This window comes from Pseudomonas sp. DVZ6, assembly GCF_024259445.1.
GTDB classification, from domain to species: Bacteria; Pseudomonadota; Gammaproteobacteria; order Pseudomonadales; family Pseudomonadaceae; genus Aquipseudomonas; species Aquipseudomonas peradeniyensis.
Window position 1 is genome coordinate 1 of record NZ_JANCLM010000042.1, and the last position, 17,122, is coordinate 17,122.

Sequence of the window (17,122 nt, forward strand, 5' to 3'; positions counted from 1 at the left end):
GAAAGGGCTGCAAAGCAGCCCCGGCGATCCAGGCTCAGTACGCCGCCCGCAACGACAACGTGAAGTTGCGCGGCTCGCCATAGAAGTTCGAGCCCCACGCACTGTCCACACGCTCGTAGTACACCCGGTCGAACAGGTTGTTGGCGGTCAGCGTCGCCGACAGATGCTTGTTGAAGCGATACCCCACCTGCGCCGTGGCCACGCTGTAGCCGCCCTGGACGAAGTCCACGCCATTGCGCGTGTAGTAGGTGGAACTGACCACCCGCACGCCGCCACCGACACTGAACCCTTCCAGCGGCCCATCGGCGAACGCATAGCGCGTCCACACGTTGAAGTTGTGCTTGGGCGTGATGCTGATGCCCTGATAGTCGGCCTGGCGCCCCGACTCCAGCCGCGTGAAGGCGTAGCCGGTGCTGACGCTCCAGTTGTCGGTCAGGTTGCCGGACAGCTCGGTTTCCCAACCCTGGCTGCGCACCTTGGCCTGGGCCTCGTAGAACGGCGTCTGGCCGATCTGCTGGGCGCGATTCTCGTCGTAGATGCGAAACACCGACATGCTGCCGTTCAGGCGACCGTCGAAGAACTCGCGCTTCAGGCCCAGCTCGTACTGCTTGCCCTCGCGCGGCTCCACCGTGCTGTTGCCGCCGGCCATCTGCGTCTGCGGCTTGTAGACGGTCGTGTAGCTGGCATACGCCGACAGCTCTGGGGTGAGCTTGGCGACCAGCGCACCGTAGGGGATCACCTTGCGCCGAACGCTACTGTGTGGGTCGGAGAATTCGTTGAAGAACGGGTTGGCGTTGTGGCCATCGCTGTCGAACCAGATCACCCGGCTGCCGAGGATCACGTCCAGCCAGTCGTTGGCACTGACCTTGGTACGAGCATACAGCCCGTACTGGTTCGACTTGGACGAGTTGCCGTTGTCCATCACGTAATCGATCCTGGGGATGTCGATGCTGCCCGGGTCGAACACGTTGATGTCGAACCACTCCCGGCCACCGTAGCGGAAATCCTTGTCCACATGCTGGTAGTCGGCACCCACCGTCAGCTCGTGGGTGCGCCCGAACGCCTCGAACGGTCGCGTCACGAAGCTGTCCAGGCCCAGGGTCTTGATGTGGGTGTAGTAGTTGTAGGCCACCGCCGAGCTGGCACCGGTCTCGGGGTTCACCGAACCATCGGTCCAGGTGAAGTCGCGCGTTGGCGTCTCGGCGTCGCGGTAGGTCAACGAAGTCTTGAACTGGCCGCCGTCGTCCAGCGCATGATCGACCTCGAAGAAGCTTTCCCAGACCCGCTCGTCCAGTTCGTTCCACTTGGCGTCGACGAAGGTCGAGCGCTTGACGTCGAGCAGCTTGCCGCTGTCGTAGGCCGGCAGGCCGAACGCGGGCACCGACTTGTTGCGCTGGTAGGCGCCGCCCAGGGTCAGGGTGGTGGCCGGCGACAGGTCGTATTCCAGGCGCCCGTACATCATCGGGCGCTCGTTCTGGGCGTAGTCGACGAAGGCCTGGTTGTTCTCGTAGGCGGTGATGAAGCGCCCGCGCAGGCTGCCGTCGCTGTTCAGCGGCCCGGTGACATCCACCGTGGAGTGGTAGCGGTCATAGGTGCCCGCCGACAGCTCGCCGGACAGGGCGAACTGCCCCAGCGCGCGCTTGCGCACCAGGTTGATGGTGCCGCCGGGCTCGCCCGCGCCCTGATACAGGCCGGACGGCCCGCGCAGCACTTCGACGCGGTCGTACATCGCCAGGTCGAAGGCCGTGGCCATGTCGCCCTGCCCGGTGGGCTGGGTGACACCATCGACCTGCACCATGTCGACCGGGAAGCCGCGCATGTACACGTCATTGAGGTTGGAGCCGGTGTTGTAGCTCTTGATCGTGGTGCCGGTCACCTGCCGCATGGCATCTTGCAGGCTGTTCATGTTCTGGTCGTCCAGGCGTTGGCGGGTCATCACCGAGACCGACTGCGGGATATCCTTGAGCTTCTGCTCGCCCTTGCCGATGGTCAGCGCACCCGTGGTGTAGGAACCCGAACCTTCGGTGGTGGCGCCCAGCTGGCTGCTGTCGATCTTCACCGCACCCAGTTGCAGTGGGTTGTCGCCCGAGGTGCGCTGGCGCTCCAGGGTGACGCTGTCACCGTCGATGTAGGCGGCGCTCAGGCCGGTGCCCTGAAGCAGGCGGGCCAGCGCCTGGTCCTGTGGATAACTGCCGCTCAGCCCCGATGAGCGCAGACCCTGGGTGAATTCGCCCGGTACCAGGACCTGGATCCGTGTGACCGCACTGAAGGCCGCCAGGGCCGAGTCCAGCGACTGCGCCGGAATGTCGAAACGGTAGACCTGCGCCTGGGCGGCGGCCTGGGCCTGGGCCTGTCCAGGTCCGGGCAGCGCGGTGCTGCCAAGCGCGATGGCAAGGCCGAGCACGGCCCGAGTGGCGGTGGTTTTCATCAGTGAGGCTCCCCGAGATCATTCAAGTCATCGACTGGCGCGGCACTGTCTGAGAGTGCTTATTATTTGCGCCTACGAAATCAAGGACGTCGGTCGAGCGGGAATCCCCGAAAATATTTTCAGTCAGCCTTCACGAAGGATGCGCAGGTAGGCCGTGTACTGTTCGGCGCGCACGCCCAAGGTGTGGGTCAGGGCCTTGAGCACGGCATCCGGCTTGTCGATGTCGAACACCCCGGAAACCTTGCGCTGGCGCAGGCCGTCGCCCAGCACCAGGGTCTGCCCGGGCCAGTAGCGGTTGAGCTCGGCAACCACTGCGCCCAAAGGCTGCTGGCTGAACACCAGTTGCCGCTCACGCCAGGCGAAAGCCCGTCCAGGCTCGAAGCCATGCACCACACCCGGCCCGCTGGCCGTGTACTCCACCGCCTGCCCGGGCTCGAGGAACACGCCCTGGCCGGCGCCGGCACGGACCTCGACCTTGCCCTGGGCCAGTTGCACACGGGTCTGTCCATCCGCCTCGGCGACGCTGAAACGCGTGCCGACCACCCGCACCCAGCCCTCGCCGGCCCGCACCACGAACGGCCGGGCCGGGTCGCGGGTCACCTCGAACCAGGCCTCGCCGCGCAACAAACGGACACGCCGCTCGTCCGCAGCCAGCTCGACCTGCAGGGCGCTGTCGGTGTTGAGCTGGATCCGCGAGCCGTCCTCCAGCTGCAAGCTGCGCGTCTCGCCAGTGGTGGTGGCGTAATCGGCGCGCCAGCGGTCTGGCCAGGGTGTTTGGACGACCAGAACTCCCAGCAGCAGCACGGCCGCGGCAGCACTCGCCAGCTTGGGCCAAGTGCGCCGCCGGGGAGCACGCCAGGCGGTCTGCTGCTGCTCGCGCAGGCGCCTGGCCGGGGCTTGCAGGGCGCCCAGCAGGTCGAGCACTTCCTCCCAGGCCTTGGCATGAGCCTGCCCCTGCGCCCGCCAGACGGCGAACGCCTGGCGTTCGGCCAGGGTGACGTCCTCGGCGTGCAGGCGGTAATACCAGGCCGTGGCTTCGGCGAACAGGCGCTCGCTTTCGGGCAGGTCGCTCATGGGATCGGTCGCACTCTCGGGATGACGGCTCATGGACGTTGCCCCCTCGCGTCACCGGCCAGCCGAGCCTGGATGAAGGCACGGCAGTCGAGCAACGCCCGCCGCAGCTGGTACTCGACGCTGCGTGGCGTGACCTGCAGGCGCTCGCCGATCTCGCGGTAGGTGCAACCGTCAACATGATAGAGCAGGAAGATGTGCCGGGTCGCCTCGGGCAGTGCCTGGATCGCCGCCTGCATCAGCGCCTGTTCCTGCTGCGCGGCCAGCTGGTCTTCGGCACCGGGTGTGTCACTGGCCAGCTCCTCGCTGGGCTCGCCGCCATCCAGGCGCTCGCGGCGAATGGCCTGGCGCTGATGATCGCGCACCAGGTTGCTGGCAATCGTGAAGAGGAAGGCCGGCAGGTTGTCGATCTGCTTGTCGGCGGGCAGCCGCGCCAGACGCAGGAAGGACTCCTGGGTCAGGTCGGCGGCCACCTGGGTGCTGCCGGTGCGCCGTGCAACGAACGCCTCGAGGGCCTTCTTGTGCTCGGTGAACAACCGGGCGATCTGCTTGTTCCACGAAGACACGGCACATCCTGGCTCTGAGTCTCAAGAGGAGCGAACGCTAGCAGAAGATGATATTTGTTCGCAATTGTAACTACCGCGCTTCACCACGGCCGCCCAGCGCAAACCTGTAGGAGCGGGCTTGCCCCGCGATGGGCTGCGCAGCAGCCCCAGGTTTTCAGACCTTGTCCCAGACTTCGAAGTGATAAACCGGCCCCTGCCCCTCGGCAGGTTGCGGCTCACTCGAGCTCAGTTGCCACTGTCCGCGATCGAACGCTGGGAACCAGGCATCGCCCTCCGGCGACAGCTCCACCCGGGTCAGGTACATCCGGCTCACCAGCCCTTTATCCAGCGCCTGCCCATACAGCTGCGCGCCACCGATCAGCATCAGCTCGCCGACGCCCTGCTCCCGCGCCCACTGCTCGGCGCGCACCAGTGCCTCTTCCAGCGAAGCGAACACCTCGGCACCTTCCAGTTGCAGCCCGGACTGACGGCTGACGACGATATTCAACCGCCCCGGCAGCGGCCGGCCCAGCGAATCCCAGGTCTTGCGCCCCATGATGATCGGCTTGCCCAGGGTGGTGGCCTTGAAGTACTTGAAATCCCCCGGCAGGTGCCAGGGCATGGAGTTGTCGATGCCGATCACACGGTTCTCGGCGAGCGCCGCGATCAGGCTGAGGGGGAGTGATGTGTTCATGCCGGCGAGGATAGCACCGGGCGCGTGGGTTATGCTTCTCCCCTGACCTGTGCAATGGAAGAGCTTGTGACGGCACCGACTCCACTCGACAAGCGCTGGCTAACCGAAGCAATACGCCTGCGCGAGGAACACGCCGGTCCCCTGGAGGACCAGGAAGCCAACCGTCGCGCCCGCCAGCAAGGCGGCGACCTGGCCACGCGCATCGAGGCCCGCGCCCTGTGGCTGGCCGAACGCGACGGCATGGACACGGCACTGCGCCACTGGAAGCAGGGCGCGCGCCTGGCGCTCCTGGCGCTGATGGTCCTGGCCGTGCTCAGCGGCGCCGGCCTGGGCCTGGCGGCCCTGGGCGACGGGCAGCGCCCGGTGAACGTATTCTGGGCCCTGGGCAGCTTGCTTGGGCTTAACCTCATACTGCTCTTCGGCTGGGCCGTGGGCTTCTTTTTCGCCGGCGAGCAAGGCGCAGCGCTGGGCCGCCTGTGGCTGTGGCTGAGCGAGCGCCTGGCCCGTGACGCCAAGGCCGCGCAACTGGCCCCGGCGCTGCTGGTGCTGTTGCAGCGCCAGCGCCTGAACCGCTGGTTGCTCGGCCTGCTGGTGCATGGCCTGTGGCTGCTGGCGATGCTCGCCGCGCTGGGCATGCTCCTGGCCCTGCTGGCGACCCGACGCTACGGGTTCGTCTGGGAAACCACGCTGCTCGCCGCAGAACCCTTCATCAGCCTGACCCAGGCCCTTGGCGCCCTGCCCTCCCTGCTCGGCTTTGCCGTGCCGGACGAAACCATGATCCGCGCCAGCGGCGACACCCTGCCGGCACTTGATCTGGCACGCCAGGCCTGGGCCAGCTGGCTACTTGGCGTGGTCCTGGTCTACGGCCTGCTGCCGCGCCTGGCGCTGGCCGCGCTGTGCCTGTGGCGCTGGCGCCAGGGCCGCGAGCGGCTGGCGCTGGACCTCGACCTGCCCGGCTACGCCCAACTGCGCGACGCGCTGATGCCGCGCAGCGAACGCATCGGCGTGCAGGACCCCGCCCCCGACGCCCTGCCGCGCTTCGAAGCAGGCCAGCTGGAAAGCGGCAGCAGCGGCGCCTTGCTGGTCGGCCTGGAGCTGGACGACCAGCGCCCATGGCCACCCACCCTGCCTCGGTCGGTCACCCACGCCGGCGTGCTCGACAGCCGCGAATCGCGCAACAAGCTGCTCGAGCAACTGGGCCGCTTCCCTCCGGCGCGCCTGGCCATCGCCTGCGACCCACGCCGCTCGCCAGATCGCGGCAGCCTGGCGTTGCTCGCCGAGCTGGCGCGCAATGCCGGTGCCACCCGTATCTGGCTGCTGCAGGCGCAACCGGGCCAGGCCCTGGACGCAGCACGCCTGGGCGACTGGCACGAGGCCCTCGACCGCCTGGGCCTGACCCACGCCGACACTTCGCCCGTGACCTGGCTGGAGCATGGCCATGACTGAGCCGCTGAAATTGGCCGTGGTCGGCCACACCAACGTCGGCAAGACCTCGCTGCTGCGCACCCTCACCCGCGACGTCGGCTTCGGCGAGGTCTCGCACCGCCCCAGCACCACCCGGCATGTGGAAGGCGCACGCCTGTCGGTGGACGGCGAGCCGCTGCTGGAGCTGTACGACACCCCTGGCCTGGAAGACGCCATCGCCCTGCTCGACTACCTGGAGCGCCTCGAACGCCCGGGCGAGCGCCTGGACGGCCCAGCCCGCCTGGAGCGTTTCCTCCAGGGCAGCGAGGCGCGCCAGCGCTTCGAACAGGAAGCCAAGGTGCTGCGCCAGCTACTGGCGAGCAACGCCGGCCTCTATGTGATCGACGCCCGCGAACCAGTGCTGGCCAAGTACCGCGACGAACTGGAAGTGCTGGCCGGTTGCGGCAAGCCGCTGCTGCCGGTGCTCAACTTCGTCGCCAGCAGCCAGCACCGCGAGCCCGAATGGCGCGAGGCCTTGGCGCGCCTGGGCCTGCATGCGCTGGTGCGTTTCGACAGCGTGGCCCCACCCGAGGACGGCGAGCGCCGCCTCTACGAAAGCCTGGCACTGCTGCTGGAAGATGCCCGCCCGGCGCTGCAACGGCTGATCGACGACCAACAGGCCCAACGCCTGGCCCGCCGCCACAGCAGCAAGCGCCTGGTCGCCGAGCTGCTGCTCGATTGCGCCGCCTGCCGGCGCAGCGTCGAGGCGGAGCCTGCCGCCGAGGCGCGGGCCATCGAAGCCCTGCGCCAGGATGTGCGCCAGCGCGAACAGCGCTGTGTCGAGGCGCTGCTCAAGCTCTATGCATTCCGCCGCGAGGACGCCAATGCCGGTGACCTGCCGCTGCTTGACGGCCGCTGGGGCGACGACCTGTTCAACCCGGAGACCCTGAAGCTGCTCGGCGTGCGCCTGGGCAGCGGCGTGGCGGCCGGTGCCGCGGCGGGCGCGGGCGTGGACCTGTTGGTGGGCGGCCTGACCCTGGGCGCCGCCGCGCTCGCGGGCGCCATCGCCGGCGGCGCCTTGCAGACCGCGCGCAACTACGGCTCGCGCCTGATGGGCAAGCTCAAGGGCCAGCGTGAGTTGACGGTGGATGACGCCGTGCTGCGCCTGCTGGCGTTGCGTCAGCAGCAGTTGATCACCGCCCTGGAAGGGCGAGGCCACGCAGCGCAGGACAGCATTCGCCTGGCGCCCGCGGACGACAAGGGCTGGCGCGAAGGCAAACTGCCCGAGGCGTTGCGCAGGGCAAGGGCGCATCCGCAGTGGTCCACGCTCAATACCGGGGCGCGGGTCAGCCAGGCCGAGCGACAGGAGCAACTGGAAGCCCTGATGGCAGAGCTGTAGCGCCGTTCGCGGCGCGAACCCGCGATGATGGCTAGTGATTAGCCTTACGCCTCTGCTTCCGGTACTGCGTCAGGAGAACGCGCATTTCTCTGTATCTATTGCTATTGAGCAACAGCAAAGCAACCAAGGCTGCCAGAAGGCTGCTCGTGTAGATGAACATGTTGGGTCGGTACCCAAAAGTCGGCAGCGCGATCACCAGACTGGCCAGACACATCCCCGCCACGAGCCACGTCCCCCATGCCCGCCCTCGAACCACAGCGCCATGGGCCAACATGAAGACTGCCAGCATCAGGAACAGGCTCGAAGCAAAGACTCCGTCCCTTGGACAGTTCCGACAGTACGTGCTCCACACCAACGCAAACGTCCAGGCCACGGCAATGATCGACGAGAAGTAGGCGCCGATGAATACACCGAAGTAACGCTTCAGAAAAGGCTTGAGCGTCATTGCGCTAACGCCGCACCCTGCGCAGTTCCACCAACCGCTGCCGCATCTCCCGATGCCGCTGGCTGTTGAACACCAGCAGCGCGAGTAATGGCAGCGCCAGCAGGATTGCCAGCAAGACAGCATTCACACCACTACCGAGCAAGCTCAACGCCATCAGCAAAGCGACAGTCGGCACAGGGAGCACCACCCATACAGCCCAAGTGAAGCCCCGGACCATCGCGAAATGCCCGGCGCACAGCAGCAAGATCAGCACTGCACTGGATATCATGGTGAACGACGGATTGTCCGGATGATTGCGCCAGTGACTGTCAATCCACAGGGTCGCTGACAACGCCGCCGACATGAGGCAAATGAAAAAGCCCAGCAAGAACGTCGGAAAGTAACGTCGCATGAAGGTCTGGAACGCTGCAGGCTTCATCGTTATTCGACCTCCTCGTAAAGCCCCACGGCGATGCTCTGTACCGTGGCACTGCCAGCCAGGCCGAAGGTAGCGCCGAGGGAGTCACGCATCAGGGTCTTCGTGGCGTGGCTGATCTCGGTCGGGGTGTAGCGCTTGGTCATGGTCCCTGCCGACTGCCGCAACTTGATCTGCTTGGCCGTCAGGCTCGGATGCCTGATCGACAGCAGCTCGTCGGTCAGCGCCTTGCGCTGCTGACGGCTGAGACTCCTGGACAATTCCAGCCAGCTACGCCCGGTCGCGGCCTTGTGCACCTGCAGGTATTTCAACGTGCTCAGGCCCGACGCGCCGACACCCAGCAGCGAGACGCCATCCAGCACCTTCGAGGCGGCCTGGTACCACTCGCTCTCATCGAGGGCATCGTTGGCCGCCGGATTGGTCACTTCGCGTACCGTGCGCATCACACCGATACCGCACTGGATGCTGCTGGCGGTGGCTGCGGCGCCACCGATGTAGGTCAGCACCAGGCTGGTGCCGCCGGAAAAGGGCGCGGCAATGGTGCCACTGAACACCACGAACCAGCCGATCACCGCGCCTGCACAAGAGAGGGTGGTATTGACCGCCTCCTTGACCACCCGCGACTCGCGCGGATTGTGCTGCAATTGCTGGGTGTACTGGTCAGGGGTCTGGTACTTCTTGATCTCGCGCAAGATCACGCGCTTGGGACGGATGCTGCAGATCGGTTGGAACTCACGCAGGGTGACGACGTTGTAGTCGGCGTCGATGTACACCACACCAGCACCGACGATACGCGGATCAGCGTCGATGGCCGCGAACATCTGCGGCAGGTTGATCCGCCCCTGGATTCGCTGGCGTGCGAGGAACTGGGAGTTGTTGGCCAGGGAGTTGACCAGAAGATCTGTCACGGGGTGGTTTCCTTACACAAATAGCGGCTGTATCGCACCCTTGTGAGAGCGGGCTTGCCCGCGATTGCGCCGGTACATTCACCATCGCAATCGCGGGGCAAGCCCGCTCCTACACAGGTCGGCGAGCGGCTTTAACGGATCACACGTTCGGGCACGGCACCGGCGCCCAGTCACCCATGTCCGGGTTGCGGCACATGGCGTTAACCTGGTCGGTACCGGCCTTGGCCACCTGCTGGGCCTCGGCTTTCTTGCCGTTGGCGTTCTGCAGGGTCTTCTCGGTGGCCACGGCTTCCTGCGGCACGTCCTTGGTCACCTTCTTGGCCGGCTGGACCTTCTTCACGTCCTTCTTCTTGCCGGTGGTCGCCACTTTCGGCGGCTCGGCCACGGCAACCACGTCGGTGCGCGCGACGCCAACCTGCTTGAGGTCCTGCTCGTAGGCCTGGGTGTAGTTGTTCAGGTTTTCACCCAGACGCCCGTTCACAGTGGTCAGCAGGTTGTTCGACTCCTGCAGGCCGGCGACGATCTCGGCCAGGCGCTTGCGCCCCTCGGTGTCGTTGATGCGGCCGGACTTGCGGTTCTGGATCAGGCTGGCGAACTCGCGCTGGTAGCAGGACTGCGACGACTTGGCGTAGGCCGTGGTGCGGTCCAGGTCGGCGGCGCTCTTGTCGATATCGGTGGCGTACGAGGCGATGCGCTGCTTGTCGTCGCTGATCTGCTTCTGACGCTCGGTGTAATAACCGGCCGCGCCACCGACCAGGGCGCCACCGGCGGCACCGATGGCAGCATTGCGACCACGGTTTTCCTTGTCGACCAGGGCGCCGGTCAGGGCACCGCCGACCGCGCCGAGCAGCGCGCCGGTGGCGACCGAGCGGGTCATGTCACCGTCGGTGGAGCGCAGGTGCTGCACGGGCTCGTAGCAGTTGGGGTAGTACTCGACCTTGGTCGTGGCGCCGACCTTGGACACGGGCGAGCTGGCGCAACCGCTCAACAGCACGGTGCTGAACCCGGCTGCCAGCAGCAGCGCGGTACGGGCCTGGGATGCAGTGATCAGGGGTTTGCGGGTGAACATGGTCTGGTTTCTCTTCTTGGGTTTCTCGGTATCCGGGGGCTTCGTGCCACCCGGGAGTCCTTTCTGTCGAAGCTGTCCTTAGGGTCGCGGGGCGGCCGATGCCAGCAGCTCCTTGAGGATCGTCGCCGGATCGGCCCGCCGGTTCTGGCGGTACTCCCCGACGTGGCGGACGAACAGGGTGGCGCGGGTCACCAGGCTGTTGCCCAGGACCGGCTTGCGATTGAGCTCTTCCCTGACCCGCTGGAACTGCGCCTGGATCACCGCGTCGGTGTAGCGCGTGCCGCTGGCCAGGTTGTCGATGTAGATCGCCACGGCGCCGTCGAGGGCGGCGCGGCCATTGGCGATGGCGGCGCCGTACATGCGCGCGCTGGTCTGGTCGCCCGAGGCCTCGGCCTTGGCCTGGGTGTTCTGCAGGTTGGTCAGGCGGATGTTGTAGTTGTTGACGGTCTCGGCCACCAGGGCGGCGGACTGGATCAGGTTGCCGGCGGCCTCTTCACGCTGACGGGCGATCAGCGAGACGTTGCGCTTGAGCTCTTCGTTGACCAGGCCGAGCTCGGCCTGCTGGCGCGGGTCGGTGGCGGCGGCGATGATACTGTCCAGGCGCTTGGTCGGGTCCTGGGCGGCGTCGATGTCGTCGGTCAGGCCGGCCAGCCGGCCTTCCTTCTGCCACTGCTCGAACAGCTCCTGGTAGCGCGAACGCGGCGCCGACAGGGCGCCGATGGCTACGCGAAAGCCAGTAGTCTCGTTGCGCTGCTCGGTGCCGTCGGCGCCGAACAGCGGGTATTCGCGGCGCATGCCGGTGAACAGGGTGCCCTCGCCCTCGAGGTAGTTGCCGCCCTTGACCACGAAACCACCGTAGGCACCCTGCAGACGCCCGGCGTTGACCAGCTGGAACGACTCCTGGACCATCTCGGCGGCGTTGCCGATCACATCGAACAAGCCCAGCGGGTTGGGCTGCTTGGTACCAATCGGCATCAGCCGCGCCGCCTGCCCGGTGCCACCGGCGACCTGGTTGAACACCGCGAAGTCGGCCAGCGGCCCTTCACTGTCGGCACCTTCGACCTTGCGCGGGAACAGCCGCCCTTCCAGTTCCTGGCGGCTGACCGCCGAACCGCCACGGGCGGCGAACTCCCACTCCACTTCGGTGGGCAGGCGCACGAAACCGGTGCCACCGTCCTCGGCCTTGCTGCCACGGCCACTGACCGGCAGCAGGTCGCGATGGTGCTTCATCAGCCAGGCACTGTAGACGGCGGCGAAACGCTCGGCCTCGAAGCGCGACAGCTTGACCTTGGGCAGGCGCCCCGCCGCGTCGTTGTTCGCCTCACAGGCCGGCGCCGCGTCGCCGCCGGCCAGCGACGGCGCCTGGGCCATCACCTGGGCGTACTGGCGGGCGGTCACTTCGTACTTGCCGATGAAGTACATCATCGGCGTAAGCGGGCTGCCTTTGTCGACCTTCGGTAGGCTCGGACCGACCGCCTTCTGCCACTGCGGCGCCAGGTCCTGCAGGCTGAACTGCCCATTGATGAAGTCGCGCCGGTAACCAGAAATGAATGACTGCTTGTAGCCGGCCTCGCCTTCGCTGAACGGGTAGCCGAGGTTGACCTCGCGGTCGTCGAGGCTGCCCTGGGCCAATACGTAGACGCTGCGCAGCACCAGCTCACCGCCACAGGGCAGCGGCAGGCTGATATCGCCCGGCAACGGCTTGGGGTTGTCGAACTTGCTGTCGGCCCCGGCCTGGGGCTGCACGGCCGGCTTGGCCTTGTCGTCGCCATCGGCCTGGGAGCAGGCCCCCAGGCTCAGTGCGGTGAGGATCATGGCGGCAGCCCCGAGACGGCGATCAGACATCACGTATTCCTTGGCAGGCCTCGATGCGCGCCACCCGCCAGCCGCCCAGGGCGGCGGCGGCAGTGCTGGCCAGCAGCACGGCACACAACGCAACGAGGTAGTGCATGGGCAGCAGGTGGCTGGCGAACTCGCCGGGCACCTGCATGAAAAGTCGGTTCAGGCCGTGTTCGGCCAGCAGGTACAACAGCCCCGCCACGGCGGCAGCCAAAAGGCCGCTGTAGAGCGCCTGGAGCACCACGAACAACAGCAGCGTGGCGGTGCCGAAGCCCAGCAGGCGCAGCACCGCCAGCTCGCGCTGCTTGCGCTCCACCGCCGCCACCGCACCCGCGGCGATGGCCGCCACGGCGCCGGCCACGGCCAGGCTGGCGATGATCCAGAACACCAGGTCGAGGTTGCGGCTGAGCGACTGCACCTGGGCGATCTGTGCGGCCTGGGTCGAGACCAGCAGCTTGCGTTCGGCGAAGAACTGGCGCAGCGGCTCGACGTCGGTCAGTTCGCGGGCATACAGACGAAATGCCGGGTACACCCGTTGCGCCACGGAGCCCTGCGCCTCGCCCTGCCACTCCAGTGCCGGCACCGCGCGGCCATCGCGGTAGTCCTCGACAGCCTCGAGCAACTGCAACGATGCGAACAGGCCATCGCGCTCGAACGCGGCCAGGGGCAACACGCTGATGACCTGCAGGCGCGTCTGGCGCCATTGCATCTGCCCGGCCTGCTGGCGGCTGAAGCTGGCCTGCAGCTCGTCTCCGGCCCTGGCGCCGAGCTTTTCCGCGGCGGTAAAGCTCAGCACCACCTGTTGCAGCCCCGCCGGAGGAGCGACCTGCGCCAGCAAGGGATCGCCCTCTGCGGTGGGCAGCATTTCAACCGTCAGGCCACGCCCGTGGGCGGGCAACAGCAGTTCGGCGGTGGCGGCGATTTGTCGGGTACGCGGGATGGCGAAAGCCACCCCCGGGCGTTGTGCCAGTTCGTCGATGAACTCGGCGCGAAAGCGTCCACCGCCCAGGGGAATGATCTCGCGCACGCCCGGGTCGCGCTGCAGGCGCTCGGTCAGACTGCCGACCAGGCCGAACTTCAGGCCGAACAGCACCAGCAGCGGCGCAATCACCGCCACCAGCGCCAGCACGCCGCACGCCGACAGCCGCGCATCGTTGCGGTAGTCCTGCCAGGCCAGCCCGGCGATCAGCAGCGGGCGCATCAGGCGGCCCTCTCCAGGGTTGCCGTGACGCCGCCGTCGGCCTCGCGCCGGCAGGCCATGCGCAGCACCGTCAGCCCGGCTTGGCGGGCCAGGCCTTCGTCGTGGGTGGCGACCACGCAGGTCACCTGGCGCGCCTCGGCCTCGCGCAGCAACAGCTGCATCACCCGCTCGGCGTTGACCGGGTCCAGCGCGGCGGTCGGCTCGTCGGCCAGCAGCAGCGTAGGGGCATGGGCCAGGGCACGGGCGCAGCTGACCCGCTGACGCTGGCCGAGGGACAGGGCGGCGGGTTTCTTGCCCAGTTGATCGTGCACGTCCAGCGCTTCGGCCAGGCGCTCGACGCTGCCGTCATCGTCGAGCCCCAGCAATTGGCGCGGCAGACGGATGTTGCCGCGCACATCGAGAAAGCCCAGCAGCCCGCCCGCCTGCAGCACGTAGCCGAGGTGCCGACTACGCCAGCTGGCCAGGCGGTCGAGCTGTCGGCCGCGCCACAGCCCGGCGACATCCTCGCCGCCGAGGACGAAACCCTCTGCCGCATCCGGCGCCAGCACCAGCGCCAGCAGGTCGAGCAAGGTACTCTTGCCGCAGCCACTGGGGCCGACCAGCGCCACCCGCTCACCCACGGCCAGGTGCAGCCGGTCGACCTGCAGGCTGTAACGCTGGGCACCCTGCCCGCGCGTCTTGCGCACCCCGTCCAGGCGGATCATCACGGCAACGTCGACAGCGGGACACGGTACAGGGCGTCACCCGGCTCGGCTTTTCCGAAGCGCACCCAGTTGGCCATGTCGTTGTGGAAGGTTTCGTACAGGCGGATCTTCGAGTCCAGCTCGTCGATGAAGTCCTCCTGCTCGGCCACCGACAGCGACAGCCACAGGTCCTGGGTCATGCTCAGGGACTTGCTGCGGTACGGCAGGCCATCGAGGTACTCGCCGAGCACCCCGCCCTGGGCCAGGTTGGCGCCCTTGCGCAGGGCGCCGGGGTCGCGGCTCATGTAGGCGCTGGCGCTGGCGATCTCGTTGAAGAAATCGCCCGGCGAGCTGCGGGTCTTGCGCGCGGCATCGACGATCAGCTTGAGCGACTGCTGCAGGTCGTTGAGCTGCAGCTTGGTGAGCATCACGCACACCTGCAGGGTCGGCAGCGTCGGGTTGGTCAGGTCGCGGTCGGCGGTCCAGGCGCTGACCAGCTGCGGCGCCTGGCTGGCGCCATGACGGCCAAGGAAGTCCATGTGCATGGCGTAGCCGATGGCCTGGGACTTGGCCGCCAGCCCCGAGGCCGAGGTCAGCAGCGGCACCGGCTGTGGTTGCCGGTTGCGCACCTGGTGCACCAGCTCGGCGAAGGTCGAGCCAATCTCGCGCACGCGCTCGCCGAACGCGCCGACCTCGCCCCCCGGCACGCCGACGTAGAGATCGCCGATCTGCGGATTGCTGTCGGCCGTGAGCACGCGGTACTGGCTTTCGGCCGAGCCGTGGTTCTTCACCCCGGACGGAGTGCGTAGGTGCAGGGCGTAGATCTTGATCTGCTTGCTCAGCGCCGCCTGGCGCACTTCGGCCTCGTTCATCTGGGTGCTGCTGAACGGGTCGTTCTTGCGCAGTGCGCCGGCATCACTGACCAGCAGGATGAGGCGCCCGCCGTAGCCGGACCAGTCCATGCCCTCGACCGCCTGCATCACCCCGGCGAAAGCGTCCTCGTTGAACGAATGGCTGGAAACGCTGGTGGCCCTGACCTGAGAGGCGGCCTTGAGGAAGCGCGCCGGATCCCGGCCCTCCTCCAGGCTGACCAGGGTCTTGCTCAGGTACTCGAGGCCCGGGGTGCGCTTGACGCTGTTGCGAAACCCCACCAGGCCGAAGCTGACGCTGTCCAGCTCGCCCCGGGCCGCCAGTTGCTGCTGCAGCTCGCTGACCACCTGGCGCACTCGGTCGATATAGGGCTGCATGGACACCGAGGTGTCCACCACCAGGACGATGCCGGTGCGGAAGCTGTTGTCGCCGACCGCCGTCACGCCGGCCGCCTTGGGCGCACTGTCGCGGGCACTGGCGCCGGGGTCGATCGAGGCGATGTTGAGCAACTGCACCGGCTGGCCGCCGACGTCGAAGCTTTCGCGGTAGTCGAAGATCGGCATCAGGTAGAACTGGTTCTGCGGCACGGCGCTGGCCGTCGGCTCCAGGGCCACCACCTGCGGCACCTGGTCGGGATGGTTCTGTGCCTTGAGCAGGTTGTCGCGGGCCTGGGCGGTGTCGTCGAGCAGGTGCTGCACATCGTCCACCTGGCGCATGAACATCACCGGCGAGCGGCCCGAGCGCTCGGTGAAATTGAGCACCAGGCTCTGTTTCCAGTCGCTGGTCTGCGCGGCCGGCAGCCAGCCATCGCGCTGGCCGTCGCTGGCGGCGCCGACCTGGACCCAGGCCTGGCCGCCGACATCCTTGCGCTGGTAGACGTAGAGCACGGAGAAGGCCGGCAGTTTCTCGCCCGAGGCATCGCCGGGCTCGGCCACCAGCTGGGCGTCGGGCTTGGTCAGCACACGCTGGAACAGGGTCTTCTTGCCGGGCATCAGCAATGGACGGCCATCGTCCGAAGCGGCAACAGGCGTGATCTTGGGTTCGGCGGGGGCCACGCTGGTGGCGGGCGTCTGCGCCACCGGCGTTTCAGGCGCGGGCGCGTCACTGCCGCCGAGCAGCCAGAAGAAAGCGCCCCCCAAACCCAGCGCCGCCGCGATCGCCACCGCCAGCACGGCCTTGGCCGGTTTGTTCGATCCGGACTTCACGACGGGCGCGGGCTTGGGTTCGGGCCGCCGGGCAGGCTCGCCCACGGGAAGGGCCTGCGGAATGTCGATGGACACCGGTTGCGGGGTGGCCGGCGGCGGGAGCGGCAGCGGGCGGACCAATGTGCTGTCGTTGTCCTCGACCGGTACCTGCACCGTCAGGCGGTCCAGCGCGGCCAGCAACGCCGCCGCGTCGGCAAAGCGCTCGTTGGGATCCTTGGCCAGCAGGCCACGTAGGATGTCCTGGTAGCGGCCGTGCTCGATGGGCAGTTCCGGCAGCGGCTCGGTCAGGTGCGCCAGCGCCGTGGACAGCGCGTCGGTGCCGCTGTACGGCAGCTTGCCGACCAGGATCTCGTAGAGCACCACGCCCAGCGCATACAGGTCGGCGCGGCCGTCGATCTCCATGCCGCGCGCCTGTTCCGGGCTCATGTAGCTCGGCGTGCCGACGGCGAAGCCGGCCTGGGTGAACTGGGTGCGGTCATCCAGTGACTTGGCGATGCCGAAGTCCGACAGCACCGCGGTGCCGTCGGCGCGGAACAGGATGTTGGCCGGCTTGACGTCGCGGTGCACCAGGCCCTGGGCATGGGCATAACCCAGAGCCAGGGCGATCTGGCGCACGTAGGCCAGGCCCTGCTCGGGCGTCAGGCCATCGGCAATGCGCTCCTTGAGCGTGCCGCTGGGCAGGTACTCCATGGCCATGTAGTACAGCTCGCCGACATTGCCGATGTCGTGGATGGTGGCGATGTTCGGGTGTGCCAGCCGCGCCAGGGTGCGCCCTTCGCGCAGGAAGCGCTCGCAGAAGGTCGGGTCGGCGGCCAGGCTCGCCGCCATGATTTTCAGCGCCACCTTGCGCTCCAGGGAACGCTGGGTGGCGAGGTACACGCTGGCCATGGCGCCTTGGCCAAGCTCGCGATCGATATCGAATCCGGGGATCTGCATGTCCATGATG

Annotated in this window: 14 protein-coding genes; 2 read left to right on the top strand and 12 right to left on the bottom strand. The window is 67.5% G+C overall.

Annotated features, from left to right (window positions below; translation table 11 throughout):
- Positions 1 to 34: 34 nt before the first annotated feature.
- The 4 genes from NMG10_RS21495 to NMG10_RS21510 all read right to left on the bottom strand — a co-directional run bounded on the left by NMG10_RS21495 (position 35) and on the right by NMG10_RS21510 (position 4,738).
- Positions 35 to 2,428: a TonB-dependent receptor gene (locus NMG10_RS21495; RefSeq protein WP_254465092.1), complete on the bottom strand. Its 2,394-nt coding sequence runs from the start codon at positions 2,426 to 2,428 to the stop codon at positions 35 to 37.
- Between the two features lie 123 nt (positions 2,429 to 2,551).
- A complete protein-coding gene (locus tag NMG10_RS21500; protein ID WP_232854865.1) occupies positions 2,552 to 3,535 on the bottom strand; it encodes a FecR family protein in 984 nt (327 codons plus the stop codon).
- Complete coding sequence (locus NMG10_RS21505; RefSeq protein ID WP_232854864.1) at positions 3,532 to 4,065, bottom strand: RNA polymerase sigma factor; 534 nt, start codon at positions 4,063 to 4,065, stop codon at positions 3,532 to 3,534. The genes NMG10_RS21500 and NMG10_RS21505 overlap by 4 nt, the downstream gene beginning before the upstream one ends.
- 154 nt (positions 4,066 to 4,219) lie before the next feature.
- Positions 4,220 to 4,738, bottom strand: coding sequence for a dihydrofolate reductase (locus NMG10_RS21510; RefSeq protein ID WP_110735414.1), 519 nt, complete (start codon positions 4,736 to 4,738; stop codon positions 4,220 to 4,222).
- 54 nt (positions 4,739 to 4,792) lie between these two features.
- Between NMG10_RS21510 and NMG10_RS21515 the strand changes: the two genes are divergently transcribed.
- Both NMG10_RS21515 and NMG10_RS21520 read left to right on the top strand, forming a co-directional pair.
- Positions 4,793 to 6,184: a DUF2868 domain-containing protein gene (locus tag NMG10_RS21515; RefSeq protein ID WP_234561205.1), complete on the top strand. Its 1,392-nt coding sequence runs from the start codon at positions 4,793 to 4,795 to the stop codon at positions 6,182 to 6,184.
- The gene (locus NMG10_RS21520) at positions 6,177 to 7,541 is read left to right on the top strand and encodes a GTPase/DUF3482 domain-containing protein (RefSeq protein WP_203648660.1); all 1,365 of its coding nucleotides are present in this window, start codon (positions 6,177 to 6,179) and stop codon (positions 7,539 to 7,541) included. Before NMG10_RS21515 ends, NMG10_RS21520 begins: the two co-directional genes overlap by 8 nt.
- Before the next feature lie 31 nt (positions 7,542 to 7,572).
- Here the strand turns inward: NMG10_RS21520 and NMG10_RS21525 are convergent, their stop codons facing one another.
- The 8 genes from NMG10_RS21525 to NMG10_RS21560 form a co-directional block, all read right to left on the bottom strand.
- Positions 7,573 to 7,986, bottom strand: a complete 414-nt coding sequence (locus NMG10_RS21525; protein WP_203648662.1) for a hypothetical protein — start codon at positions 7,984 to 7,986, stop codon at positions 7,573 to 7,575.
- Positions 7,987 to 7,990: 4 nt separating this feature from the next.
- Complete coding sequence (locus NMG10_RS21530; RefSeq protein ID WP_203648664.1) at positions 7,991 to 8,404, bottom strand: hypothetical protein; 414 nt, start codon at positions 8,402 to 8,404, stop codon at positions 7,991 to 7,993.
- 2 nt (positions 8,405 to 8,406) lie between these two features.
- Positions 8,407 to 9,309: an NAD synthetase gene (locus tag NMG10_RS21535; RefSeq protein WP_254465093.1), complete on the bottom strand. Its 903-nt coding sequence runs from the start codon at positions 9,307 to 9,309 to the stop codon at positions 8,407 to 8,409.
- Positions 9,310 to 9,448: 139 nt separating this feature from the next.
- Positions 9,449 to 10,378: a type VI secretion system-associated lipoprotein TagQ gene (gene tagQ, locus NMG10_RS21540; protein ID WP_198742332.1), complete on the bottom strand. Its 930-nt coding sequence runs from the start codon at positions 10,376 to 10,378 to the stop codon at positions 9,449 to 9,451.
- 78 nt (positions 10,379 to 10,456) lie between these two features.
- Positions 10,457 to 12,223: an SUMF1/EgtB/PvdO family nonheme iron enzyme gene (locus tag NMG10_RS21545; RefSeq protein ID WP_254465094.1), complete on the bottom strand. Its 1,767-nt coding sequence runs from the start codon at positions 12,221 to 12,223 to the stop codon at positions 10,457 to 10,459.
- Positions 12,216 to 13,418, bottom strand: coding sequence for an FtsX-like permease family protein (locus NMG10_RS21550; RefSeq protein WP_254465095.1), 1,203 nt, complete (start codon positions 13,416 to 13,418; stop codon positions 12,216 to 12,218). The genes NMG10_RS21545 and NMG10_RS21550 overlap by 8 nt, the downstream gene beginning before the upstream one ends.
- Positions 13,418 to 14,122 (bottom strand): ABC transporter ATP-binding protein, encoded by a 705-nt coding sequence (locus NMG10_RS21555; protein ID WP_254465096.1) that lies wholly within the window; start codon positions 14,120 to 14,122, stop codon positions 13,418 to 13,420. Before NMG10_RS21555 ends, NMG10_RS21550 begins: the two co-directional genes overlap by 1 nt.
- The gene (locus tag NMG10_RS21560; RefSeq protein WP_254465097.1) at positions 14,122 to 17,118 is read right to left on the bottom strand and encodes a serine/threonine-protein kinase; all 2,997 of its coding nucleotides are present in this window, start codon (positions 17,116 to 17,118) and stop codon (positions 14,122 to 14,124) included. The genes NMG10_RS21555 and NMG10_RS21560 overlap by 1 nt, the downstream gene beginning before the upstream one ends.
- Positions 17,119 to 17,122 lie beyond the last annotated feature (4 nt).

Excerpts from the sequence above, each read along its gene's own strand:
- NMG10_RS21560 (WP_254465097.1), bottom strand. The coding sequence starts at position 17,118 with ATGGACATGCAGATCCCCGGATTCGATATCGATCGCGAGCTTGGCCAA.
- NMG10_RS21530 (WP_203648664.1), bottom strand. The coding sequence starts at position 8,404 with ATGAAGCCTGCAGCGTTCCAGACCTTCATGCGACGTTACTTTCCGACG.
- tagQ (WP_198742332.1), bottom strand. The coding sequence starts at position 10,378 with ATGTTCACCCGCAAACCCCTGATCACTGCATCCCAGGCCCGTACCGCG.
- NMG10_RS21495 (WP_254465092.1), bottom strand. The coding sequence starts at position 2,428 with ATGAAAACCACCGCCACTCGGGCCGTGCTCGGCCTTGCCATCGCGCTT.
- NMG10_RS21555 (WP_254465096.1), bottom strand. The coding sequence starts at position 14,122 with ATGATCCGCCTGGACGGGGTGCGCAAGACGCGCGGGCAGGGTGCCCAG.
- NMG10_RS21500 (WP_232854865.1), bottom strand. The coding sequence starts at position 3,535 with ATGAGCCGTCATCCCGAGAGTGCGACCGATCCCATGAGCGACCTGCCC.
- NMG10_RS21510 (WP_110735414.1), bottom strand. The coding sequence starts at position 4,738 with ATGAACACATCACTCCCCCTCAGCCTGATCGCGGCGCTCGCCGAGAAC.
- NMG10_RS21520 (WP_203648660.1), top strand. The coding sequence starts at position 6,177 with ATGACTGAGCCGCTGAAATTGGCCGTGGTCGGCCACACCAACGTCGGC.
- NMG10_RS21515 (WP_234561205.1), top strand. The coding sequence starts at position 4,793 with ATGGAAGAGCTTGTGACGGCACCGACTCCACTCGACAAGCGCTGGCTA.
- NMG10_RS21525 (WP_203648662.1), bottom strand. The coding sequence starts at position 7,986 with ATGACGCTCAAGCCTTTTCTGAAGCGTTACTTCGGTGTATTCATCGGC.
- NMG10_RS21545 (WP_254465094.1), bottom strand. The coding sequence starts at position 12,223 with ATGTCTGATCGCCGTCTCGGGGCTGCCGCCATGATCCTCACCGCACTG.
- NMG10_RS21550 (WP_254465095.1), bottom strand. The coding sequence starts at position 13,418 with ATGCGCCCGCTGCTGATCGCCGGGCTGGCCTGGCAGGACTACCGCAAC.